The organism is Sphingomonas sp. LH128, from assembly GCF_000293195.2.
GTDB classification, from domain to species: Bacteria; Pseudomonadota; Alphaproteobacteria; order Sphingomonadales; family Sphingomonadaceae; genus Novosphingobium; species Novosphingobium resinovorum_A.
In genome coordinates this window covers 1-21,609 of sequence record NZ_ALVC01000288.1, presented here as the reverse complement: position 1 = coordinate 21,609, position 21,609 = coordinate 1, and the positions used below count along the sequence as shown (strand labels likewise).

Sequence of the window (21,609 nt, the reverse complement as noted above, 5' to 3'; positions counted from 1 at the left end):
GAGATCATGTCGTTGACCTCGCATGCCTCGCTCGACCGCCGATCGCTTGCCCTCGCGGCGCTGTCCACCGTGGTGGAGTGGTACGACTTCACGCTGTACCTCTACTTGGCGACGGTGCTGTCGCGGGTGTTCTTCCTTGGCGAAGGCGCGGTGCTGACGGCGCTGCTGGGCTTTGCCATGGCCTATCTGATGCGGCCGGTCGGGGCGATGGTGTTCGGCCACTTCGGCGATCGCCACGGGCGCCGCGCGACGCTGCTGGCCTCGATGACGCTGATGACGGCGGCGATGCTGGCGACCGCGTTGCTGCCGACGGCCGCGCAGGTCGGGTCGCTGGCGGGCGTCTTGCTGCTGGCCTTGCGCTGCGTGATGGGCTTTGCGGTGGGCGGCGAGTATACCGGCGTCGTCGCCTATCTTCTCGAAGGCGCGCCGCGCCATCGGCGGGGCTTCGTCACCTCGCTGGCGGCGGCGACCAGCGAGATCGGCGGCCTGCTCGCGGCGGGCATTTCCGCGCTGGTGGTCAGCCTGATGCCGACGCCGGTGCTCGATGGCTGGGGCTGGCGCATTCCGTTCCTGTTCGGCGCGGCGTTGGCAGGCGTGATCCTGCTCGCCCGCGCGGCGATGGACGAATCGCCTGAATTCGCCGAGCTGCAGGCGGCAGGGGCGCTGGCGAAGAACCCGCTGGGCGAGGCTCTCTCGCGCTATCGCCCCGGCGTGCTGCGCGGCTTCGCGATCTCGGCGCTGGGCTCGATCACGTACTACGTCGGGATCACCTATGTGCCGATCTACCTGACCTCCTCCGGCAGCCTGACCGAGGCCGAGGCGCTGCAACTCGCGACGATCGCGGCGCTGGCGGTGATCGTGGTGACGCCCTTTGTCGGCCTCCTGTCGGACCGTGTCGGGCGCCGCCCGGTGCTGGTGGGACTGGCGGTGCTTTCGGCAGCGTTGCCTTATGCGCTGTTCCGCCTGCTGGACGGCGCTTCCGATGGCGCCGCCCTTGCAGGCGCGGTGCTGCTGGCGATGCTGGCGGGCGGGGTGAGCGCCGTCGGCGCGGTGGCGACGGCCGAGCAGGTCCCCGCCGAAGGTCGCCTCAGCGGCCTTGCGCTGGGCGCGACCACAGCAACCGCGCTGTTCGGCGGCCTGACGCCGTGGCTCGCACAGCTGTTGACCGAGCGCACCGCATTATCGAGCGTGCCGGGGGTGATGATCGCGGTGGTGGCGATCTGCGTGCTGCCGGTGCTGCTCAGGCTGCCGGAGACGCGGCCCCGATAAGTCCGGGCGGGGTCAGGCGGCGCGGGGCGTTATGCGCTCAAGCTCGCCATCGAGACGGCGCTTGGCGGCGCGCAGTTCGTACTGGTCCTGCAGGCGCAGGAAGAAGCCTTCGGACATGCGGAAATAGCGGGTCAGCCGCAGGTCGAGTTCGCCGTCTATGCGGGTAGAGCCGTCGATCAGAGCGTCGAGGCGGGCGGGCTGGATTTCGATGGCGGCGGCAAGGTCTTCGGCGGCAATTTCGAGCGGTTCCATGAACTCGGTCAGCAGCATTTCACCGGCGTGCGGATTGGGCAGCCAGTCGGTGTCGGCATCAGTGGTAATCGACGATTTCGACATCGTGGGCATGTCCATCCTTCCAGACGAAACATATGCGCCATTGCCGATTAATGCGAATGGAATGTTGACCAGCGCGGTCTTTGGTGAGCGCTTCGAGGTGATTGCCGGGCGGGTTGCGCAAGTCTTCGAGCGTTTCGGCAGCGTCGATCAGGCGCAGCTTGGTGAGGGCACGGCTTTGAATATCGGCGGGCAGGGCGCGGCTGCATTTGCCTTGCCATATGCTTTCAGTCGACCGGTCGTGGAAGCTGGCGATCATCGGAAACTCATTACCGCGCTGGTGGCGTGATAATGCTGGTTAGCTCGTTGTTGAATCGCGAGCTATTTGTAATCCCTGAAATGCTATCGCAGTGGCACGGACCGCGCTTCGTCATTCCCGCGAAAACCGGCACCCATCTCCTGAAGGCGCCTGTCGCGCCCATGTCAGATGGATCCCCGCCTGCGCGGGAATGACGGAGAATGTGTGAGGTTCTTCCGCTTCGACGAAGCAACTACTTCCCGAACTTCCGCTGCGTCTTCCCGTACCGCATCTTTCGCGTGCCCGGCTTGCCCTCGTTAGAACGTCCCACCCTCGGCGCCTTATGTTCCGCCTCCGGCAAGCCAAGCTCGCTCTGCTCGAGCCGCCTGATCTCGTCGCGCAGCCTGCCGGCCTCCTCGAACTCGAGGTCTGCCGCTGCCGCGCGCATGCGCTTTTCGAGGTCCTCGATGTAGGCACGCAAGTTGTGGCCGACGAGGTTGTTGGTGCTGTCGTCCTCAAGGTCCACGATGACGCCGTCGCGGCTGGCGGTATCCGCCACGATGTCGGCGATGCGGCGCTTGATCGTCTGCGGGGTGATGCCGTTTTCGAGGTTGAACTGCTCTTGCCGGGCACGGCGGCGGTCGGTTTCGGCCATCGCGCGTTCCATCGAACCGGTTATCCGGTCGGCATAGAGGATCACCCGCCCGTCCACGTTGCGCGCGGCGCGGCCGATGGTCTGGATCAGCGAGGTTTCGCTGCGCAGGAACCCTTCCTTGTCCGCATCGAGGATGCAGACGAGGCCGCATTCGGGAATGTCGAGCCCCTCGCGCAGCAGGTTGATACCGATCAGCACGTCGTAGACGCCCATGCGCAAGTCCCGGATCAGTTCGATGCGCTCCAGCGTCTCGACGTCGCTATGCATGTAGCGCACGCGCACGCCCTGTTCGTGCATGAACTCGGTCAGATCTTCGGCCATGCGCTTGGTGAGGGTGGTGACGAGGGTGCGGTAGCCCTTGGCGGCCACTTCCTTGCACTGGGCGATGCAGTCCTGCACCTGATCCTCCACCGGGCGGATTTCCACCGGCGGGTCGATCAGGCCGGTCGGACGGATGACCTGCTCGGCGAAGACGCCGCCGGTCTGGTCCATCTCCCAGTGGCCGGGGGTGGCGGAAACCGCGAAGGTCTGCGGGCGCATCGCGTCCCACTCGTTGAAGCGCAGCGGGCGGTTGTCGATGCAACTGGGCAGGCGGAACCCGTATTCGGCCAGCGTGATCTTGCGGCGGTGGTCGCCCTTGGACATGGCGCCGATCTGCGGCACCGTCTGGTGGCTTTCGTCGACGAACAGCAGGGCGTTGTCCGGCAGGTACTCGAACAGGGTCGGCGGCGGCTCGCCGGGGATGCGCCCGGTCAGGAAGCGGCTGTAGTTCTCGATGCCGTTGCACGATCCGGTGGCGGCGATCATCTCCAGGTCGAAGTTGGTGCGCTGTTCAAGCCGCTGGGCTTCCAGCAGCTTGCCCTCGGCCTCCAGTTCCTTGAGCCGCTCGGTCAGCTCGAACCGGATCGCCTCGCTCGCCTGCCGCATCGTCGGCCCGGGCGTGACGTAGTGCGAGTTCGCATAGACGCGCACCTTTTCCAGCACCGCGCCCTTCTTGCCGGTGAGGGGATCGAATTCGGCGATCTCCTCGATCTCGTCGCCGAAGAAGCTGATGCGCCAGGCCACGTCCTCAAGGTGGCTGGGGAACAGCTCCAGATTGTCGCCGCGCACGCGGAAGTTGCCGCGCGCAAACGCCACGTCGTTGCGCTTGTACTGCAGGGCGACGAGCTTGCGGATGATCTCGGTCTGGTCCTGCGCCTTGCCGGTGACGAGGTCGAAGATCATCGCCGAGTACGTCTCGACCGAACCGATGCCATAGAGGCACGACACCGAGGCGACGATGATGACGTCGTCGCGCTCCAGCAGCGCGCGGGTGGCCGAGTGGCGCATCCGGTCGATCGCCTCGTTCACCGAGCTTTCCTTCTCGATGTAGGTGTCCGACCGGGGCACGTAGGCCTCGGGCTGGTAGTAGTCGTAGTAGGAGACGAAATATTCGACCGCGTTGTCCGGGAAGAAGTCCTTGAACTCGCCGTAGAGCTGGGCCGCTAGGATCTTGTTGGGGGCGAGGATCAGCGCGGGACGCTGCAGTTCCTCGATCACCTTGGCCATCGTGAAGGTCTTGCCCGAGCCGGTGACGCCCAGCAGCACCTGCGTCTTCTCGCCGTCGGCCGCGCTGGCGACGAGTTCGGCGATGGCGGTCGGCTGGTCGCCCGCCGGGGCATAGTCCGAGACGATCTTGAACGGCTTGCCCGGCATCGATTTCTCGGGCCGCTGCGGTTTGTGGGGGACGAAGTTCTCCGAAGTATCGGGTTCTTCGAGGCCGCGCCGGATGATGATCTCTGCCATGGCGGAACATATGGGGTATATCCGTTCCCGCGGCAACAGGGCGTTGGCGTTGGGGCAGGGCGGTGATAGCCCTCGGTGCATCTCAGGGAGAGGAGAAGGCCATGAAGGGCAGGATCATGATCGCGGCGCTGAGCATGATGACGGGCGCGCTGGTTCTGGGCGGCTGCGGATCGAAGGACGACGGCGAGCAGGCCGGGAGCGGCGGTGCACCGAAGTCGGCGGAGGAGGTGAAGCACGAGGCGGCCAAGCTCGATACTCCGCAGCCGGGCCAGTATCGGCAGACGGTGGAGATCACCCGTCTCGAAGTGCCGGGCATGCCGAAGGAAGCCGCCGAACAGATGAAGTCGATGATGGCGGCCAAGCAGGAAAGCACCATCTGCCTGACCAGGGCGGACGCCGAAAAAGGCTATCGCGACATGTTCAGGGGTGTGGGCAAGGGGAACGAGTGCTCCTATTCGAAGTTCGACGTTGATGGCGGCAGGCTCGATGCCCAGATGGATTGCCAGTCCGCCGGTGATGGCAAATCGACGATGACGCTTAATGGCACGGTCAGGCGCGATGGTTCAGATGTCACGGTCGACATGGATACCACCGGCGGACCTGCGCCCACGGGTTCAATGAAGATGACGATTCACCTGACCACCACTCGCCTCGGCGACTGCAAGACATGATGGGGTAACGCGAAGAGAGCGATGGATCCGCTGAACGAGGAACAGGAACGCTTCGCAGGATCCCTGCGCGCCGCGATCGCGCGGCGCGCCGCCTTCGCGCGCGAGCAGCACCCCGAGGGGGTCGGCAAGCCGCCGCTCGAACTGCTGTGGGCGGAACTGCGCTCGCTCTATCGGGGCGGCCACAAGGTGCGGTTCACGGGGCAGCGGGTGCAGCCGGCAGTCAGCCCGATGCCGGTCATGCTGCTGCCCGGCTTCGGCGCGCATCCCAAGCGGATGAAGCCGATGGCCGACGCGCTCTCCGCCGCGGGGCACCATGTCCACCAGTGGGGCCTGGGCCTCAACCTCGGGCCGAACGAGCGCAATTTCTCCTACCTCATGCGCCGGGTGGCGATCATCGCGCGGGAGAACTGGCACCCGGTGGCGCTGGTCGGCTGGTCGCTCGGCGGCCTCTTCGCGCGCGAGATCGCCCGGCGCGAGCCGCATCTGGTGGCCAAGGTCATTACCATGGGCACGCCCTTTTCGGGCGATCCGCGGGCCAACAATGCGTGGAAGGCCTATCAGGTGGTGACCGGCCATTCGGTGGACAGCCCGCCGATCGACTGCGATTTCTCGGAGAAACCCGCCGTACCGACGATCGCCCTATGGAGCCCGCGCGACGGCATCATCCAGCCCCGCGCCGCTGCGGGCTGGCCGCACGAGCGCGATCGTGCGGTGGCGATCCGCTGCAGTCACCTCGACTTTTCGAGTTCGCCCAAGGTAGTGGCCGAAGTCCTGCGGCAACTGGATGTGCGGGAGTAGGGGCGGCGAACTGCCATTGCAAAAATCAGACCGCCATCCCGGCAAGGCCGGGACCGCTCTCGTCCTGTCGCGACCTCTCGGCTAGATTGGGAAAAAGCTACCGCAGCTCTGCCGAGAGTGCACATCATGGTCATAGCGGTCCCAGCTTTCGCTGGGATGACGATGGTGTTTGAATGACGGATTTGGGTGGATTTCTGCCGTTCAACGTTGCGTTTACGAAGCCTTTGGCGGAACCGAAAATTGGTGCTTGTCGAATATTTCAACAATCGGCCAGCTATCTCCCTCGTTCCATATCGACACCCAATTGTCTGGGTGCACATCGATGGAATGAGGGTGTCCATCGTCAAGGGTGACAACGGCTTCCCCACCGGGAGGGACTTCATATTGGTCGCAGATTGGTTCGATAAAAATCGTGAGTGACGTCTCAAGATAGTTTCGGATCGGCAAGCGCATCGGGTGGCATCTTTTTCAGTGTGAAGCCCACCTTATCCATCCGAGCTACCGTCTGCTATGGGGAGCTTACGGTTCATCCGGATTCCAGCGTGATAGAGTGGCTAGCTGCCGTACGTCGGGTGCAGGTCTACCCATAATACCACGTCATGGCAGGCCTTCTCACCGACAGCCTTCGCATAGCTTTCTGCCTCGTCCCAGTCCGCTTGATGCTTTAATTTGGCGTCGGGGTGCCACCGAGTGATGGCAGTGCCAACCGGCACGGCGTCGGTTTCGCTGTTTATCACGACAAATCTCAGAAACGGCTCAGCAAATCCATCGACCCGGGCGCTCTGAAACAAACCACAGATAGCCCGAGCACCTACGATATATGAGCATTCTCCCGAAAGCATTGCTCTTGCCGTTGCGCCAATCTGGGCGCGACATTGCTCTATCTCGATAGCGTTGAGGCTCATGCCTAGTGTTTAACCGCACAAATCTATGTCGGCTATGGGGCGCTTGCCGAAGGTCGGCTTTCCTACACAACGGGCACTCCGATACACTGCGCTCATGACCGTCCGTCGCTCAACTCCCACCACAAGGTTACACCGCAAGGTGACACCTCACTCGCACAAGGTGACACATCGCACGCAAAATGTGTCACCTTGCGGCTCTAAGGTGACACCTTTTCTCTCTGGACCGTGTCAACCGTGTAAACCCTGTTACCTTGCGCGGGCTCTCACCCCACCGGAGCACGGCGGCGATAGCTCAGCGCCTCGGCGAGATGAATGCGGGTGACCTGACCCGCCCCCGCCAGATCGGCGATCGTGCGGCTGGTGCGCAGGATGCGGGTGTAGCCGCGCGCGGAGAGGCGCATCGTTTCGGCGGCCTGCATCAGCAGGCGGCGTCCGGCCTCGTCCGGGGTGGCGTGGGCTTCCAGCAGGTCGCCGTCGAGTTCGGCATTGGTGCGCGCCTTGGTGCCGTTCAGTCGCTCCGCCTGAATCTCGCGCGCCTGAGCCACCCGGGCGGCGACCTGCACGCTGCCTTCGCTTGGTGGCGGGAGGGCGAGATCGACGGCGCGGACGGGATCTACCTCGACGTGAAGATCGATCCGGTCGAGCAGCGGCCCGGAAACCTTGCTCTGGTAATCCGCCCCGCAGCGCGGCGCGCGGCTGCAGGCAAGGGCGGGGTCGCCCATGTAGCCGCACCGGCATGGGTTCATCGCCGCGATCAACTGGACTCGTGCGGGATACGTGAGATGGGCATTGGCGCGAGCGACGGTGACTTCGCCGCTTTCCAGCGGCTGGCGCAGCGAATCGAGGGCCTGCCGCTGAAATTCGGGCAGTTCGTCGAGGAACAGGACGCCGAGGTGCGCCATCGAAACTTCACCCGGCCGCACCTTGATCCCGCCACCGGTCAGAGCGGCGATCGAGGCGGAGTGATGCGGCGCGCGAAACGGCCGGGCACGGCTGATCCGCCCGCCCTCCAGCGTGCCCGCTACCGAGGCGACCATCGATACCTCCAGCGCTTCGGCCGGGGTGAGTTCGGGCAAGACGCCGGGCAGGCACGATGCGAGCAGCGACTTGCCCGCACCCGGTGGCCCGACCATCAACAGGTTGTGCGCGCCCGCAGCCGCGATCTCTAGTGCGCGGCGGGCGGTTTCCTGTCCCTTGACCTGCCGGAGATCGGGGCCGCCTGCCCGCGTTTCGACCTCGCCCAGCGGTGGCGTCTGCAGCACTTGGATGCCGCGCAAGTGGTTGAGCAGGCTGATGAGGTTGGGCGCCGCGACGACCGGCACCCCGCTGGCCCAGCGCGCTTCCGAGCCTTGCGAGGCCGGGCAGATCAGGCCCTTCTCGTGCTCGCTGGCGTGGATCGCCGCCAGCAATACGCCGGGAGAGGGGATCACCCGGCCATCGAGCGCGAGTTCGCCCACCGCCACGAAATCGCCCAGTTGCTCGGCATCGACCACGCCCATCGCCGCCAGCAGCGCCAGCGCTACCGGCAGGTCGAAGTGCGAGCCTTCCTTGGGCAGGTCGGCGGGGGAGAGGTTGACGATGATCCGCTTGGGCGGCAGCGCCAACCCCATCGCCGTCAGCGCTGCGCTCACCCGCTGGGTGCTTTCGCGCACCGCCTTGTCGGGCAGGCCGACGAGCGTGAAGCCCGGCATGCCCGGCGCGATCTGGCACTGGACCTCGACGGCACGCGCCTCGAGCCCGAGGTACGCGACGGTCGAGACGATGGCGACCAAGGGAAGGGCCTTTCTGCAAGAATTGCGAAGAAGACCTCGTCTAGTAAGGCCAGCTCGCCGCGGCGCCATGTTCAAAAATATACCTTACAGCACTTTAACCGGACCCGTGAAGAAGAGGGTAAGGGTGTTCCCGGCATAGACTTGTGATGCGCTCGCTTTCCGCAAGTCTTGCTCTGGTCGCCCTTTTCGCCGTGTCCCCCCTGTCGGCGCAGGTGATCGAGTACGAGACTGTCGACGAGGTCACCGATTCCGTCGTTACCGGGGGCGAGCGCACCCTTTTCACTACCGCGATCGAAGCGCCTGCGATTCCGCAAGGTCCGGCCTACGGTCCGTTCCGCGTGCTGGACGAGGGCCGGGCGGCGCTGGTCGATGTCACCGACGCGCGCACGCCCGGGCAGTTCACCGCGATGCTGCGCGACCATCCCGGAATTGCCACGATCGAGATGATCGACTGCCCCGGCACCGAAGACGACCTCGCCAACCTGCAGGTCGGCCAGATGATTCGCCGCAGCGGCATCGTCACCCATGTTCCGGCGGGAGGGTCGGTGCGTTCGGGCGGGGTAGAACTGTTCCTGGCGGGCGCACGGCGCTACGCCGATCCAGGCTCCGAGTTCGCGGTGCATTCCTGGCAGGACGACACCGGGCTCGAGCCCTCGGACTATGCCGCCAATGCCCCCGAGAATCGCCGCTACATCGACTACTACCGCGCCATGGGCATGAATGCGGCCGAGGCGCAGGCGTTCTATGCCATGACCAATTCGGTGCCCTTCGCTTCGGCGCGCTGGCTCGATGCGGGAGAGATGAGTGCATGGGTGCAACTCGACGAGGTGAAAGTGGACGTGAGCCCGCGTTTTCAGTTCGTCCAGCTTGCGGCTGTTGTTGACTCAATCCCGTCGTTCCAGTAACGGCGGCCAACGATTTCCATGGTCGTCCGGTTTGGGCGGCCCTTTTTGTTAGATTTTCGAGGACTGACATGAAGCGCACTTTCCAGCCGAGCAACCTTGTTCGCGCCCGTCGTCACGGCTTCCGTGCCCGCACCGCGACCGTCGGTGGCCGCAAGGTTCTGCGCGCGCGTCGCGCTCGCGGCCGCGCCAAGCTCTCGGCCTAATCCGCCGGGATCGGCAGGGGCGCAAAGCTCCTGCCATAAGCGGCGCCAGCCCACGCTCTCGCCTTGCGCGAGGGCATGGGCTGGCGCCGTTTTGTTTTGGCGCGAATCGCCATGTCCCGACGTTCGAGCTGTCATGAAGCAGGCTGACGCCTACACGGTCCTGAGCCGTCGTTCGGACTTTCTCGCCGCCAATCGCGGCCTGCGAGTCGCGCGTCCCGGTTTCGTGCTGCTGGCCAACCGCAATGACGGGCTGGGACGGCGCGCCGGGATCACGGTGACCAAGAAGATCGGCAATGCCGTCGTGCGCAACCGCATGAAACGGCGTTTCCGCGCCTTGCTGCGCGAACTGCTCCCCGAGCATGGCTTGGCTGACACCGACCACGTCCTGATCGGCCGCGAAGGCGGGGTCGAGCGCGACTTCGAAAAGCTGCGCGTCGAACTCGTCGCCGCGCTGGGACGGGCGCGGGACGGCAAGGGGGACGCCCCTCGCCAGCCGAATCGCAGGCGCGGTCCTCGCAAATGACCAAGATTCTCGCCTTCCTCGTCTCGCTTCCGGGGCTGGCGATCATCGGTGTTGCGCGATTGTGGCAACTCGGTCCTTCGGCGATCATGCCGCCCACCTGCCGCTACTCTCCCTCCTGTTCGCAGTACGCGATTATCGCGGTTCGCAAGCATGGTGCGATCAAGGGTGGATTGCTGGCGCTGTGGCGTCTATTGCGCTGCAATCCTTGGGGTGGGCACGGGCACGATCCCGTGCCGGACTGAACCTTAGATACTGGCGAAGTGATGCCGGCGGCCCCACATGGCCGCCGCCGAGACGAAGATACGGGCAGGAAACAGGCTTTCGTGGAAAACCAGCGTAACATCATCCTTGCGGTCGTACTGACCGCGCTCGTGCTCTTCGGCTGGGAGGCCGGGGTCGGCTATTTCTATCCGCAGGCCAAGACCCCGACGCAGATCGTCGAGTCCGGCGGCGCCAAGAACGCCTCCAGTCCCACCAAGCCGACGCGCGAAGGTGGCCTGATGGATGCCGCCGACCGCACGCTGGAAGCTACCGACCTCAAGACCGAGCTGGCTGCTCCGGGCCGCGTGAAGATTTCCGCGCCCGGCCTCTCGGGCTCGATCAACCTGACCGGTGCGATCGTCGACGACCTCGTGATCAATCGCCACCGCGAGACGGTCGAGAAGAATTCCGGCCCGGTCCGCATCTTCTCGCCCGCGGGGACTCCCGCGCAGCAGTTTGCACAGGTCGGCTGGCTGGGTGAGGGCGGCGTCGCCGCGCCGACTGCCTCGACCGTCTGGACCGCGCCCGCGAACGCCACGCTGACCCCGACCACCCCGGTGACCCTGACTTGGGCGAACCCCACCGGCCAGCGCTTCGCGATCACGTACTCGATCGACCAGAACTACATGATCACCGCGCAGCAGACCGTCGAGAACGCGGGCGGCGGCGCGGTTTCGGTCAAGCCCTTCGCGCTTGTCAACCGCACCGAGAAGACCGCAAGCCTCGATACCTGGAACGTCCATTCGGGGCCGATCGGCGCCTTCGACGGTTCGGTGACCTTCGGCACCAACTACAAGGACGTGGCCGAAGCCGGCACCGTCAACGAAGCGGGCCGCACCGACTGGATCGGCTTCACCGACATCTACTGGATGTCGGCCCTCATTCCCGTGGGCGCGAAGGCGGAGAGCACGTTCCGTTCGCTCGGCAACCAGATCTTCCGCGCCGACGTGGTATACGATCAGGCAGTGATCCAGCCGCGCACGCGCCAGAGCGTGACGACCAAGATCTTCGCGGGCGCCAAGGAGCACAAGGTGCTTGACGCCTACGAGGCGCAGGGCATCGCCAACTTCGGCCTCGCGATCGACTGGGGCTGGTTCCGCTGGTTCGAGAAGCCGATCTTCTGGCTGCTCACCAAGCTGTTCAGCCTTGTCGGCAACTTCGGCGTCGCCATCATCCTGCTGACCCTCATCGTGCGCGGCATGATGTTCCCGGTCGCCCAGCGCCAGTTCGCCTCGATGGCGGCGATGCGCGCGATCCAGCCGAAGATGAAGGCGATCCAGGAGCGCTACAAGGACGACAAGCAGAAGCAGCAGCAGGAGATCATGGCCCTCTACAAGCAGGAGAAGGTCAATCCCCTCGCAGGCTGTCTGCCGATGTTCCTGCAGATCCCGGTGTTCTTCGCGCTCTATAAGACGCTGATCCTGGCCATCGAGATGCGCCACCAGCCCTTCGTGCTGTGGATCAAGGACCTTTCGGCTCCGGATCCGCTGCACATCCTGAACCTGTTTGGCCTGCTGCCGTTCGATCCGCCCAGCTTCCTGGCGATCGGCCTGCTCGCCCTGCTGCTCGGCGCGACGATGTACCTGCAGTTCCAGCTCAACCCGGCCCAGATGGACCCGGCGCAGCAGCAGGTGTTCAAGCTGATGCCGTGGTTCATGATGTTCGTGATGGCGCCCTTCGCCTCGGGCCTGCTGGTCTACTGGATCACCTCCAACATCCTGACCATCGCGCAGCAGAAGTTCCTCTACAGCCGCCATCCGCAGCTCAAGGCGCAAGCCGAGAAGGACGCGGCCGACAAGGCACGCGCGGCGGCCCGTACAAAGTGAGTGATGATCGCGTGAATGAAGAAATGGCAGAACTGACGGAGCGCGCGCGCAAGCTGTTCTCGGGACCGGTGACGTTCCTGAAGTCGGCACCGTCGCTCCAGTTCCTGCCCGATCCCGATGCGCCGGAGATCGCCTTTGCGGGCCGGTCGAACGTGGGCAAGTCCTCGCTGCTGAACGCACTGGTGGGCCGCAAGGCGATCGCGCGTACTTCGGTGACGCCGGGCCGCACGCAGGAGCTGAACTTTTTCGACGTGGCCGAACCGCTCAAGTTCCGCCTCGTCGACATGCCGGGCTACGGCTTCGCCAAGGCGCCGCCCAAGGTTGTCGAGACCTGGCGCCGTCTGGTGCGCGACTACCTGCGTGGCCGTGTGGAACTCAAGCGCACGCTGGTGCTGATCGATTCGCGCCACGGCGTGAAGCAGGTCGATCTCGACATGATGGAGATGCTGGATCAGGCGGCGGTGGGCTATCGCCTCGTCCTGACCAAGGCGGACAAGATCAAGGCCAGCGAACTGGAAGCGGTCCACGCCGCCACCATCGCCGAGGCGCGCAAGCATCCCGCCGCGTTCCCGGTGGTCCACGTCACCAGTTCCGAAAAGGGTCTCGGGATCGAGGAACTGCGCGCTGCCGTGCTGGGCGATTCGGAACTCTGAACCACTTCCGCGTGCGGCGGGGGCTTCGACAAGCTCAGCCTGAGCGAGGTTGGGAAGTCCGGGGTGGGATTGGGGAGTGCCCAATCGTCATCCCGGCGAATGCCGTGATCGCTGGCAAAGCTGCTCGACCTAGACATGTCGCGCAGCGCCGCAGTGGCCCATCGCAAGCTATCGCCTCAAGAGTACCCAGCGGTCCCGGATCAGGTCCGGGACGACGCAAGCGCCGGCCGCGTAGCGTTGCGGAAATCATCCTTTCATCATTCGAGTCCACAATCGAGACCGTGTCTCTGTTTGTGACATTTGCATGACGGCGCGCCGTCCCCTATGGGGCGCAGCTTCACGCGTCGAGGGATGAAAGGAATCTCGCCCATATGCGCCAGATTGCCGTTCTTCCTTACCGCACCGTCGGTCCCGCCGTCGACGCGCCCATCCAGATACTGCTCATCACTTCGCGCAGCACTCGTCGCTGGGTGATTCCCAAGGGCGGGCTGATGAAGGGCCTGCAACCGCACGCCGCCGCCTCGAAGGAAGCGGAAGAGGAAGCAGGCGTGCTGGGCGCGACCTGTCCAGTGCCGCTGGGCTCCTACCGCTACCGTAAGCAGCGCAATTCGGGCGCTTCGGTATGGGCGGACGTCGATGTCTATCCGTTCGCGGTCACCGACGAGCTTTCCACATGGGACGAGCAGCACCAGCGCGAACGGCGCTGGTTCTCGCTGGAGGAAGCGGCTAGGGCGGTCGACGAAGAGGACCTTCGCGCCCTCATACGTTCCTTCGGCGCACGTGAATTCCGCGCCGCCGCCAGTCCCGCGCGCTTCCTGGGCGCAGCCGTGGACACGGTGGCAAGCAAGACAGGGGTCAATGCCATGTTCGCCTGGTTCCAGAAGCTGCTGCCCGAGCAGGGCAACTTCTTCGACCTGTTCGAGAAGCAGGCCGCCACGCTGGTGGCGGGCGCCGATGCACTCGCCCGCCTCGCGCAGGGTGGTCCGGGCCGCGCCCAGCACATCCGCGAGATCGCCGAGCGCGAGCACGACGCCGACGACATCACCCGCGAAGTGCTGCAGACGGTGCGTCGCAGCTTCCTGACGCCGTTTGATCGCTCGGCCATCACCAGCCTCATCAACACGATGGACGATGCCATCGACGAGATGCAGCAGACGGCGAACGCCTGTGATCTCTACGAGGTAAGCGAGTTCGAGCCCGAGATGATCGACATGGCCGCGATCATCGTCGATGCCGCGCGCCTGACCGCCGAGGCGATCCCGCTGCTGCGCAAGATCGGCGACAACGGCCACCGCCTCCACGAACTGACCGAGCGCCTCGTGCGCATGGAAGGCCACGCCGACGAGATCCACGCGGCCGGGCTCAAGCGCCTGTTCAAGGCGGACCTGACCAACCCGATGCACTTCTTTGTGCGGCAGGAGATGTTCAAGCGCCTCGAGCGCGTGGTCGATCGTTTCGAGGACCTCGCGAACGAGATCGACGGGCTGGTCATCGACCACTCGTAAAGGCCCGACCATGGACCACAGCCTTGCCCTGCCGCTGCTGATCGGCCTCGTCGCGCTCGCGCTGGCGTTCGACTTCCTCAACGGGCTGCACGATGCCGCCAATGCCATCGCGACGGTGGTGGCGACGCGGCTGCTCTCGCCGGTCTTCGCGGTGCTGTTCGCCGCCGCCGGCAACTTCCTCGCCTACTTCTTCGTCGGCCTCCACGTCGCCGAGACGGTGGGCAAGGGCATCATCAACGTCGATGCCGTCACCCCGGCCGTGGTGTTCGGTGCCTTGGTGGGGGCGATGTTCTGGAACGTCCTGACCTGGATCAAGGGCATCCCTTCCAGTTCCAGCCACGCGCTGATCGGCGGGTTGCTGGGCGCCGGCATGGCGCACGGCGGCTTCGCGGTGGTCGAAAGCTCGGGCACGGTGAAGACCATCGCCGCGATCTTCGTCTCCCCGGTGCTCGGCTTCGTCATCGCGATGGCGCTGATGCTGCTGACCAGCTGGCTGTTCAAGGGCACGTCCCCACGCCAGTCGAACGGCATCTTCAAGAGCCTCCACCTGCTCTCCAGCGCGGCCTACTCGATCAGCCATGGCGGCAACGATGCGCAGAAGACGATGGGCATCATCGCCGTGCTGCTCTACTCGACCGGGCACATGTCCGGGGGCTTCCATGTGCCGCACTGGGTGGTGCTGTCGTGCTACCTGGCGATTTCGCTGGGCACGCTTTCGGGCGGTTGGAAGATCATCAAGACGATGGGCTCCAAGCTGACCAAGCTCAATCACCACTCGGGGTTCTGTGCTTCCACGGCGGGCTCCATCGTGGTGTTCGGGGCGTCGGCGCTGGGCATTCCGGTCTCGACTACGCACGCCATCACCGGCTCGATCGTCGGCACCGGCGCGGCGCGGCGGTCGAGTGCGGTGCGCTGGTCGGTGGCGAGCCGGGTCATCGTGGCATGGTTCGTGACCATCCCCGCCAGCGCGGCGGTGGGTGCGCTGTTCTACATGATCACGCGGGCGTTCTGAGGGCGGGCTGATACCCACCCCGTCCGGCTAGGCAGGCAAGCTGCCAAGCCTTCCGGCCCTCCCGCATGCGGGAGGGCTTTGCGCATCTTCTCCCCTCCCGCTTGCGGGAGGGGCTGGGGGTGGGCCTTTTCTTCACCTCGACACAGCGCCCCCCAGCCACTAGGCCGCTTGTTCAGCCATCCCGAGGAACGCCGTCCCGTGAAGCTCATCATCGGCAACAAGAACTATTCCAGCTGGTCGCTGCGCGGCTGGCTTGCCTGCAAACAGTCGGGCCTGCATTTCGACGAGATCACCGTCCCCCTGTTCGGCGAGGAATGGGAAGCCTTCAAGAAGTCCTCCGACGACCTTGCCCCCAGCCACGGCAAAGTGCCGATCCTGTGGGATGGCGAGGCGGTGGTGTGGGATTCGCTCGCCATCGCCGACTACCTTGCGGACAAGGTTGGCCGCGATCGCTTCTGGCCCAAGCAGGACGCCGCCCGCGCCATGGCGCGATCGATGGTGGCGGAGATGCACTCCGGCTACCTGTCGCTGCGCCGCAATTGCCCGATGAACATCCGCTCGCGCGTCGAACTGCCGGGGCTGGAGGACGAGACCCGCACCGACATCGTGCGCATCCTCACCCTCTGGGCCGAGGCGCGGGCGCGGTTCGGCAAGGGCGGTCCGTTCCTGTTCGGCACCTTCGGCGCGGCGGACGTGTTCTACGCCCCCGTCGTCAGCCGCTTCCTGACGTACGGCATCGGCGTGCCCGGCTTCGCGCAGGCCTACATGCAGGCGGTGTGGGAGCACGAATGGATGCAGGCCTGGATCGCCGCCGCCGAGGCGGAGGACTGGGTCATCGAACAGTACGAGCACCCGGTGGCCTGATGATGCGCAAAATTCTCCTTCTCCTCGCCGCGCTTGCGACGATCGTATCCAGCCCGGCCTTCGCCTGGGGTGCGATGGGGCACCGAACCGTGGCGGGCATCGCCATGGCCAACGTTCGCCCTGCCACCCGCGTCGCCATCCGCAAGCTGCTCGCCCACGAGCGCGAGATGGACACGCCCAAGTGCTCGATGCGCACGATCGAGGACGCTGCGACCTGGCCCGACTGCATCAAGGGCGAGCGTTGGCGCTGGGCCCACCAGAATTCTTGGCACTACCACGACCAGCCGGTCTGCGGGACTTTCGACCTCAAGCAACTGTGCCGCGACGGCATGTGCGCCACCGCGCAGATCGAGCGCGACGAGAAGCTGCTGGCCAACCACAAGCTGGCGCCGGTGCTGCGGCTCGAAGCGCTGGTCTTCCTCGTCCACTTCGTCGGCGACATTCACCAGCCGCTGCATATCGGCGAGAACGAGGACCAGGGCGGCAACGCGGTGAAGGCCGATTACGGCGACGCGCCGGGCCGCAACCTGCACTCGATCTGGGACACGACGCTGGCCGAGCGCGCGATCACCTCCGCCCGTCGGCCGCTGGTGCGCGTCTACAGCGCGGCCGAAAAGGCGCGGCTGGCGACCGGCACGCTGGAAGACTGGACCCGCGAGAGCTACGAGATCAGCCGCGACGTGCTCTATCCGCTGGCGTTCGGCGGCAAGCTACCCTGTGACGTCAAGGAGTCGCAGAAGATCGTCTGGACCAACGCTGCGATCGAACAGACGATTCCGATCGTCGATGAACGCATCGAGCGGGCGGGGCTGCGTCTGGCACAGATGCTCGACAAGGCGCTGGCATAATGGCGTCGTCCCGGACCTGATCCGGGACCGCTGGCCGTGAACAGCCCATCTTGCGGCGCCGGCAGCGAGGTTGTGCCTAAAGACAGCCACCGGTCCCGGATCAAGTCCGGGACGACGAATGGAGCAGCCGTGTCCAAGTCTCCCTCTCACACCCGGGCCTTTCTGCTGCTCGGCCTCGTGATGCTGTTCTGGGCTGGCAATTCGATCACCGGCCGCGCGGTGCGGGACGACATTCCGCCGTTCACGCTCGCGTTCGGGCGCTGGCTCATCGCGGTGCTGATCCTGCTGCCGTTCGCGGCGCGGCAGGCCTGGGCCGAGCGCGCGGCGATAGTCGCGGGATGGCGCTGGATCGCGGCGCTGGGATTCCTCGGCATCGTCTGCTTCAATTCGTTCGTCTATTCCGGGCTTCATCATACGAGCGCGGCCAATGCCCTGCTGCTGCAGGCGTCGATTCCGGCTCTGGTACTGGTGCTCGATCGCATGATCTTCGGAACGCGGGCGGGGGTGCTGCACCAGGCGGGCGTCGCACTGTCCACCATCGGGGTCGTCGCCATCGTGTTCCGGGGTGACGTATCCGCGCTCGCGACATTGCGGCTTGGCATCGGCGATGCGCTGGTGCTGTGCGGCGTCGTGGTATGGGGGCTCTACACCGTGCTCTTGCGTAAGCGGCCGCCGATCGCGCCGGCGAGCTTCCTGCTCATGGTCTTCCTGATCGGCGCGGTCGTCATGGCGCCGCTGGCAGCTTGGGAAGCGGCGCAGGGGCTTACAGTCGCCTGGAGGCCGAAGGTGCTTGCGGCCTTCCTCTACGTCGGCATTTTCCCGTCGGTGCTGGCCTACTTCATCTACAACGCCGCTACCGTGCAACTGGGCGCGGCGCGGGCCGGGCAGGCGATCACGCTGATGCCGCTGTTCGGTGCACTGCTCTCCGCGCTGCTGCTGGGCGAGCGGCTGGAAGGCTACCACTTCTTCGGCATGGCGTTGATCCTCGCGGGGATCGTGCTGTCGGCTGCGGAACTGATGCGCAGGCGTTCCGTCTGAGGCGGCTCAGCCGAGGCGTTGGCGCATCCCTTCCGCCATGCCAGCCAGTGCCTCGCGGCGGGGACGGGCGCGGAGCGCATCGAACATGGTGCGGTAATGCGCGTGCGGCACGAAGGTCGGTCCCTCGCGCACGTTGTCGAGGGCTAGGCGCGCGACTTCGGCCGGGCTTTGCAGGTTGGCGATGCCCTCCATCCCGGCGGTCGCCTCGGTTTCGGTAGCACCCGGGCAGAGCGTCAGCACGTCCACGCCGGTGCCCTGCATCTCTCCCCAGAGCGCCTCGCCCAGCGCCACGACCAGTGCCTTGGTGGCGGAGTATGCGGCCGAGTACGGGCAGCCGATCAGGCCCTCGACCGAGGCGGTGAAGATCAGACCTCCGCTCGCCCGTGCCTTGAGGCGGGGGATCAGTCCGTGGGCCAGCTGCATCGGCGCGTGGCAGTTGACGGTGAGCATCCGCGCCATCGCGGCTGGGTCCTGCGCCTCGAACGCGCCCTTGATGTTGAAGCCGGCATTGCTGACGACGAGGCCGATGTCGGTGCCCTCGGTCGCCTCGAGTATCCGCGCGGGAGTCGCCGGGTCACCGAGGTCCGCACCGAGCACGGTGGTCCGGGTGCCGTGCGAGGACGCCAGCCGCTCCGCCAGCGCATCGAGCCGGTCGGTCCGGCGCGCGGTGAGGACGAGGTGGAAGCCCCGGTCGGCTAGTTCCTCGGCGAAGGCGAGGCCGATCCCTGAGGAAGCGCCCGTCACCAGCGCGGTGGGGCCGTAAGTCTCGCGGAATCGGTCGGTCATGCTCTGGTCCTCTCAAGGGGAAAGAAGACCCAAGCCTCAGGCCGGTGTCCAGTTTCCCCGGGGCAACATCGCCGGGACGGACCGCTCTAAGTCAATTGTTTATCGCATTTTCCGAGTCATCAGGTGTTTCCACCTGATTAGAAAATGCTTCAGGCGACGGTGAGGAACAGCCCCGCCAGCGCCGCGCTCATCAGGTTCGACAGGCTGCCCGCCGCCAGCGCGCGGATGCCCAGCTTCGCGATGATCGGGCGCTGGTTGGGGGCAAGTCCGCCGGTCACGGCCATCTGGATCGCGATCGAGGAGAAGTTGGCGAAGCCGCACAGCGCGAACGTCACCACCGCTACCGTGCGGGGCGAAAGCAGGCCGTCCTTGCCCAGTTCGATGAACGAGACGAATTCGTTGAGCACGATCTTGGTGCCGAACAGGCCGCCTGCGTGCAGCGCCTCGGTCCAGTCGGGGGTCGCCAGCAGGTAGAAGATCGGCGCGAAGATATAGCCCAGCAGCGACTGGAACGTCACCCCCTGGAAGCCGAAGAGCCCCGCCGCCCAGCCGACGAAGCCGTTGGCGAGCGCGATCAGCGCCACGAATGCGAGAACCATCGCGCCCACCGCGACCGCCAGCTTCACGCCGGTCTGCGCGCCCTGCGATGCGGCCATGATGATGTTGGCGGGCTTTTCCTCCTCGTGCTCGACGGCTTCGGGCTCGTCGACGTGGACGCCGGGGAGATGGGTGACGTCGGCGCGGTTCATCGCGGCGGCGGCGGCACCGGCAGGCGGCAGGGTGCTCTCATGGACCTCGGCGTCCGACACGGTGCCGGGCCGCGGATCGGGCATGATCATCTTGGCCATGAAGATGCCGCCCGGTGCCGACATGAAGGCGGCGGCGACGAGGTAGTCGATGCGGATGCCCATCGAGGCATAGGCGGCCAGGATCGTGCCCGCCACGCCTGCCAGGCCCACCGTCATCACGCAGAACAGCTGCGAGGGGTTCAGCGAGGCGAGGTAGGGGCGGATCACCAGCGGCGCCTCGCTCTGGCCCACGAAGATGTTGGAGGCCGCGCAAAGGCTTTCGACCTTGCTGATCCCGGTCACCTTCTCCAGCGCGCCGCCCAGCCAGCGCACCACCAGCGGCATGATCTTCAGGTAGTAGAGGATCGAGATCAGCGAGGCGAAAAAGATGATCACCGGCAGCGCCGCGATGGCGAAGCTGGTGCCGCCGATTTCCGGCGAGGCGAGCGGGCCGAACAGGAAGGTCACGCCTTCATGGGCGTAGCTCAGCAGCCCCTCGACGCCCGAGGCGGCGCCGCGCAGCATGCGGTTGCCGAACGGCACGTAGAGCACCAGCGCGGCAAGGCCCGCCTGCAGCGCGAAGGCCGCGCAGACGACGCGCGGGCGGATCGCCTTGCGGTCGGTCGAGAGCAGGAAGGCTGCCGCCATGATGAGAACGATGCCGATCAGGCTGTAGGCGACATGCATCGAGGCGCTTGGCTCCGGGAGAGGAAGGGGGGAAACAGCCGCCGACCCTAGAGGCGCGAGGGACGCAGGGCTAGAGGGTTTCGCGGCAGGTGTCCCGCAAGGTGACAGGTTTACACGGTTTACACTGTCCAGGGCGAAGAAGGTGTCACCTTGCGACGGGGCAGGGGCGTGATTGGCGCAAATGCGTAAGTGCGGGTGTCACCTTGTGCGTGAAAAGTGTCACCTTGGGGCAGCGATGTGTCACCTTGCAGGGCATCGGGTGTAACCTTGTGGCCGGGGGACGGGCGACGGGAAGAGTACGCGGCGGCGCCCTTGTAGGAAAGTTACCCGGCCTGCCGCTTCATCTCCAGATAGGCTGCTTCGCGCGCTTCGGCGTCCAGCGAGAGGAGGTAGCGACTGGCCTCCTTGTAGGTCAGGAACGGTTTGCCGTCGGCGACGATCGGCTCGGTGCGGCCGTTGTAGAGGCGGCGCAGCAGGCGGCTCTGGGGGCGGGTGAGGGCATTGTCTTCGTCTTCGGTCATGGCGAGGCGGCTAGCACGGCGGCTAGACGATAGCGATGACCCCGCCGCATCCTCCCCGTTGCGCAGCAATGGGGAGGGGGACCGCCGACGCAGTCGGGGGGGGGGGGGGGGGGGGGGGGCGAAGGCGCGCGGGTTCCCCCTCCGTCAGTCGCGGCGCGACTGCCACCTCCCCATCGCTTCGCGACAGGGAGGATTTAGGGTCAGAACCGGTCGGCGTTCATCACTTTCGCCCACGCCGCCACGAAGTCGTCCACGAACTTCTGCTTCGCATCGTCCGAGGCGTAGACCTCCGACACCGCGCGCAGTTCGGAGTTCGACCCGAACGCCAGATCCACCGGGCTCGCGGTCCAGCGCAGCTTGCCGGTCTTGCGGTCCTTGCCGTCATAGAGCCCCGGCGCCGCGCTCTTCGACCAGACCGTGTCCATCGAAAGCAGGTTGACGAAAAAGGCATTGTCGAGACTGCCCGGCGTCGCGGTGAAGACCCCCGCGCTCGACTTGCCGGCATTGGCGCCCAGCGCGCGCATGCCGCCCACCAGCACCGTCATCTCCGGCACCGTCAGGTTCAGGGCGTCGGCCTTGTCGACCAGCGCGGCGGCCGGGTCGAGCCGGTAGTCGGCCGTGTAGAAGTTGCGGAAACCGTCGGCCTTGGGTTCGAGGTACGCGAACGATGCCACGTCGGTCTGGTCCTGCGCCGCATCGACGCGGCCCGGCGCGAAGGGCACCTTCACCGGATAGCCCGCCTTGCTGGCCGCCTGTTCGACAC

General features: G+C 65.8%; 23 protein-coding genes. 14 read left to right on the top strand and 9 right to left on the bottom strand.

All coding sequences use genetic code 11. The annotated features are described in order from the left end of the window. Positions 1-6: 6 nt before the first annotated feature. Entirely contained in the window at positions 7-1,269 is a 1,263-nt protein-coding gene (locus LH128_RS21375; protein WP_008831771.1) for an MFS transporter, read from the top strand. A gap of 12 nt (positions 1,270-1,281) precedes the next feature. Here LH128_RS21375 and LH128_RS21370 read toward each other — a convergent pair whose 3' ends face one another. The 3 genes from LH128_RS21370 to uvrB form a co-directional block, all read right to left on the bottom strand. Continuing rightward, positions 1,282-1,614, bottom strand: coding sequence for a HigA family addiction module antitoxin (locus tag LH128_RS21370; protein ID WP_327195235.1), 333 nt, complete (start codon positions 1,612-1,614; stop codon positions 1,282-1,284). Further along, positions 1,580-1,861 carry a type II toxin-antitoxin system RelE/ParE family toxin gene (locus LH128_RS32395; protein ID WP_008831769.1) on the bottom strand — a complete coding sequence of 94 codons (282 nt, stop codon included), beginning with the start codon at positions 1,859-1,861 and terminating at the stop codon, positions 1,580-1,582. The genes LH128_RS21370 and LH128_RS32395 overlap by 35 nt, the downstream gene beginning before the upstream one ends. Positions 1,862-2,093: 232 nt before the next feature. Beyond that, entirely contained in the window at positions 2,094-4,280 is a 2,187-nt protein-coding gene (uvrB, locus tag LH128_RS21360) for an excinuclease ABC subunit UvrB (protein ID WP_008831768.1), read from the bottom strand. Between the two features lie 116 nt (positions 4,281-4,396). On the opposite strand from uvrB, the gene LH128_RS21355 reads away from it, so the two are divergent. After that, positions 4,397-4,951: a DUF3617 domain-containing protein gene (locus LH128_RS21355; protein WP_236727414.1), complete on the top strand. Its 555-nt coding sequence runs from the start codon at positions 4,397-4,399 to the stop codon at positions 4,949-4,951. 21 nt (positions 4,952-4,972) lie between these two features. Next, positions 4,973-5,749 (top strand): esterase/lipase family protein, encoded by a 777-nt coding sequence (locus LH128_RS21350; protein WP_008831766.1) that lies wholly within the window; start codon positions 4,973-4,975, stop codon positions 5,747-5,749. A 554-nt stretch (positions 5,750-6,303) separates the two neighbouring features. Here LH128_RS21350 and LH128_RS21345 read toward each other — a convergent pair. Both LH128_RS21345 and LH128_RS21340 read right to left on the bottom strand, forming a co-directional pair. After that, complete coding sequence (locus LH128_RS21345; protein ID WP_036528122.1) at positions 6,304-6,654, bottom strand: hypothetical protein; 351 nt, start codon at positions 6,652-6,654, stop codon at positions 6,304-6,306. A 263-nt stretch (positions 6,655-6,917) separates the two neighbouring features. Next, on the bottom strand, positions 6,918-8,426 hold the full coding sequence (locus LH128_RS21340) for a YifB family Mg chelatase-like AAA ATPase (protein WP_008831764.1): 1,509 nt from the start codon (positions 8,424-8,426) through the stop codon (positions 6,918-6,920). A 191-nt stretch (positions 8,427-8,617) separates the two neighbouring features. Here LH128_RS21340 and LH128_RS21335 point away from each other — a divergent pair, with 191 nt between their 5' ends. The 11 genes from LH128_RS21335 to LH128_RS21285 all read left to right on the top strand — a co-directional run bounded on the left by LH128_RS21335 (position 8,618) and on the right by LH128_RS21285 (position 18,064). Continuing rightward, the gene (locus LH128_RS21335) at positions 8,618-9,331 is read left to right on the top strand and encodes an alpha/beta hydrolase (RefSeq protein WP_309141545.1); all 714 of its coding nucleotides are present in this window, start codon (positions 8,618-8,620) and stop codon (positions 9,329-9,331) included. A gap of 68 nt (positions 9,332-9,399) precedes the next feature. Beyond that, positions 9,400-9,534 carry a 50S ribosomal protein L34 gene (gene rpmH, locus LH128_RS21330; RefSeq protein WP_008831762.1) on the top strand — a complete coding sequence of 45 codons (135 nt, stop codon included), beginning with the start codon at positions 9,400-9,402 and terminating at the stop codon, positions 9,532-9,534. A gap of 133 nt (positions 9,535-9,667) precedes the next feature. Beyond that, positions 9,668-10,057, top strand: a complete 390-nt coding sequence (rnpA, locus tag LH128_RS21325) for a ribonuclease P protein component (RefSeq protein ID WP_008831761.1) — start codon at positions 9,668-9,670, stop codon at positions 10,055-10,057. Then, the gene (yidD, locus tag LH128_RS21320; RefSeq protein ID WP_008831760.1) at positions 10,054-10,299 is read left to right on the top strand and encodes a membrane protein insertion efficiency factor YidD; all 246 of its coding nucleotides are present in this window, start codon (positions 10,054-10,056) and stop codon (positions 10,297-10,299) included. Before rnpA ends, yidD begins: the two co-directional genes overlap by 4 nt. Before the next feature lie 81 nt (positions 10,300-10,380). Next, positions 10,381-12,144, top strand: coding sequence for a membrane protein insertase YidC (yidC, locus tag LH128_RS21315; RefSeq protein WP_008831759.1), 1,764 nt, complete (start codon positions 10,381-10,383; stop codon positions 12,142-12,144). Between the two features lie 23 nt (positions 12,145-12,167). Next, the gene (yihA, locus tag LH128_RS21310; RefSeq protein WP_008831758.1) at positions 12,168-12,797 is read left to right on the top strand and encodes a ribosome biogenesis GTP-binding protein YihA/YsxC; all 630 of its coding nucleotides are present in this window, start codon (positions 12,168-12,170) and stop codon (positions 12,795-12,797) included. A 371-nt stretch (positions 12,798-13,168) separates the two neighbouring features. Next, on the top strand, positions 13,169-14,302 hold the full coding sequence (locus LH128_RS21305) for a DUF47 family protein (RefSeq protein WP_008831757.1): 1,134 nt from the start codon (positions 13,169-13,171) through the stop codon (positions 14,300-14,302). A gap of 10 nt (positions 14,303-14,312) precedes the next feature. Then, positions 14,313-15,314 carry an inorganic phosphate transporter gene (locus tag LH128_RS21300; protein WP_008831756.1) on the top strand — a complete coding sequence of 334 codons (1,002 nt, stop codon included), beginning with the start codon at positions 14,313-14,315 and terminating at the stop codon, positions 15,312-15,314. 198 nt (positions 15,315-15,512) lie between these two features. Further along, positions 15,513-16,178, top strand: a complete 666-nt coding sequence (locus LH128_RS21295) for a glutathione S-transferase family protein (RefSeq protein WP_008831755.1) — start codon at positions 15,513-15,515, stop codon at positions 16,176-16,178. Then, positions 16,178-17,026, top strand: a complete 849-nt coding sequence (locus tag LH128_RS21290; protein WP_008831754.1) for a S1/P1 nuclease — start codon at positions 16,178-16,180, stop codon at positions 17,024-17,026. Before LH128_RS21295 ends, LH128_RS21290 begins: the two co-directional genes overlap by 1 nt. Before the next feature lie 129 nt (positions 17,027-17,155). Then, positions 17,156-18,064 (top strand): DMT family transporter, encoded by a 909-nt coding sequence (locus tag LH128_RS21285; protein WP_008831753.1) that lies wholly within the window; start codon positions 17,156-17,158, stop codon positions 18,062-18,064. A 6-nt stretch (positions 18,065-18,070) separates the two neighbouring features. Here the strand turns inward: LH128_RS21285 and LH128_RS21280 are convergent, their stop codons facing one another. The 4 genes from LH128_RS21280 to LH128_RS21265 form a co-directional block, all read right to left on the bottom strand. Further along, positions 18,071-18,850: an SDR family NAD(P)-dependent oxidoreductase gene (locus tag LH128_RS21280; RefSeq protein WP_008831752.1), complete on the bottom strand. Its 780-nt coding sequence runs from the start codon at positions 18,848-18,850 to the stop codon at positions 18,071-18,073. A gap of 149 nt (positions 18,851-18,999) precedes the next feature. Further along, the gene (locus LH128_RS21275; protein WP_008831751.1) at positions 19,000-20,325 is read right to left on the bottom strand and encodes a NupC/NupG family nucleoside CNT transporter; all 1,326 of its coding nucleotides are present in this window, start codon (positions 20,323-20,325) and stop codon (positions 19,000-19,002) included. A 323-nt stretch (positions 20,326-20,648) separates the two neighbouring features. Beyond that, positions 20,649-20,846, bottom strand: coding sequence for a hypothetical protein (locus LH128_RS21270; RefSeq protein WP_008831750.1), 198 nt, complete (start codon positions 20,844-20,846; stop codon positions 20,649-20,651). Positions 20,847-21,046: 200 nt separating this feature from the next. Continuing rightward, a partial coding sequence (locus LH128_RS21265; RefSeq protein ID WP_008831749.1) for a peroxidase family protein occupies positions 21,047-21,609 on the bottom strand: 563 nt, incomplete at its 5' end.

Excerpts from the sequence above, each read along its gene's own strand:
- LH128_RS21270 (WP_008831750.1), bottom strand. The coding sequence starts at position 20,846 with ATGACCGAAGACGAAGACAATGCCCTCACCCGCCCCCAGAGCCGCCTG.
- LH128_RS21275 (WP_008831751.1), bottom strand. The coding sequence starts at position 20,325 with ATGCATGTCGCCTACAGCCTGATCGGCATCGTTCTCATCATGGCGGCA.
- yihA (WP_008831758.1), top strand. The coding sequence starts at position 12,168 with ATGGCAGAACTGACGGAGCGCGCGCGCAAGCTGTTCTCGGGACCGGTG.
- LH128_RS21370 (WP_327195235.1), bottom strand. The coding sequence starts at position 1,614 with ATGCCCACGATGTCGAAATCGTCGATTACCACTGATGCCGACACCGAC.
- yidD (WP_008831760.1), top strand. The coding sequence starts at position 10,054 with ATGACCAAGATTCTCGCCTTCCTCGTCTCGCTTCCGGGGCTGGCGATC.
- rnpA (WP_008831761.1), top strand. The coding sequence starts at position 9,668 with ATGAAGCAGGCTGACGCCTACACGGTCCTGAGCCGTCGTTCGGACTTT.
- uvrB (WP_008831768.1), bottom strand. The coding sequence starts at position 4,280 with ATGGCAGAGATCATCATCCGGCGCGGCCTCGAAGAACCCGATACTTCG.
- LH128_RS21300 (WP_008831756.1), top strand. The coding sequence starts at position 14,313 with ATGGACCACAGCCTTGCCCTGCCGCTGCTGATCGGCCTCGTCGCGCTC.
- LH128_RS21305 (WP_008831757.1), top strand. The coding sequence starts at position 13,169 with ATGCGCCAGATTGCCGTTCTTCCTTACCGCACCGTCGGTCCCGCCGTC.
- LH128_RS21345 (WP_036528122.1), bottom strand. The coding sequence starts at position 6,654 with ATGAGCCTCAACGCTATCGAGATAGAGCAATGTCGCGCCCAGATTGGC.
- LH128_RS21355 (WP_236727414.1), top strand. The coding sequence starts at position 4,397 with ATGATCGCGGCGCTGAGCATGATGACGGGCGCGCTGGTTCTGGGCGGC.
- LH128_RS21280 (WP_008831752.1), bottom strand. The coding sequence starts at position 18,850 with ATGACCGACCGATTCCGCGAGACTTACGGCCCCACCGCGCTGGTGACG.
- LH128_RS21375 (WP_008831771.1), top strand. The coding sequence starts at position 7 with ATGTCGTTGACCTCGCATGCCTCGCTCGACCGCCGATCGCTTGCCCTC.
- LH128_RS21350 (WP_008831766.1), top strand. The coding sequence starts at position 4,973 with ATGGATCCGCTGAACGAGGAACAGGAACGCTTCGCAGGATCCCTGCGC.
- LH128_RS32395 (WP_008831769.1), bottom strand. The coding sequence starts at position 1,861 with ATGATCGCCAGCTTCCACGACCGGTCGACTGAAAGCATATGGCAAGGC.
- rpmH (WP_008831762.1), top strand. The coding sequence starts at position 9,400 with ATGAAGCGCACTTTCCAGCCGAGCAACCTTGTTCGCGCCCGTCGTCAC.
- LH128_RS21290 (WP_008831754.1), top strand. The coding sequence starts at position 16,178 with ATGATGCGCAAAATTCTCCTTCTCCTCGCCGCGCTTGCGACGATCGTA.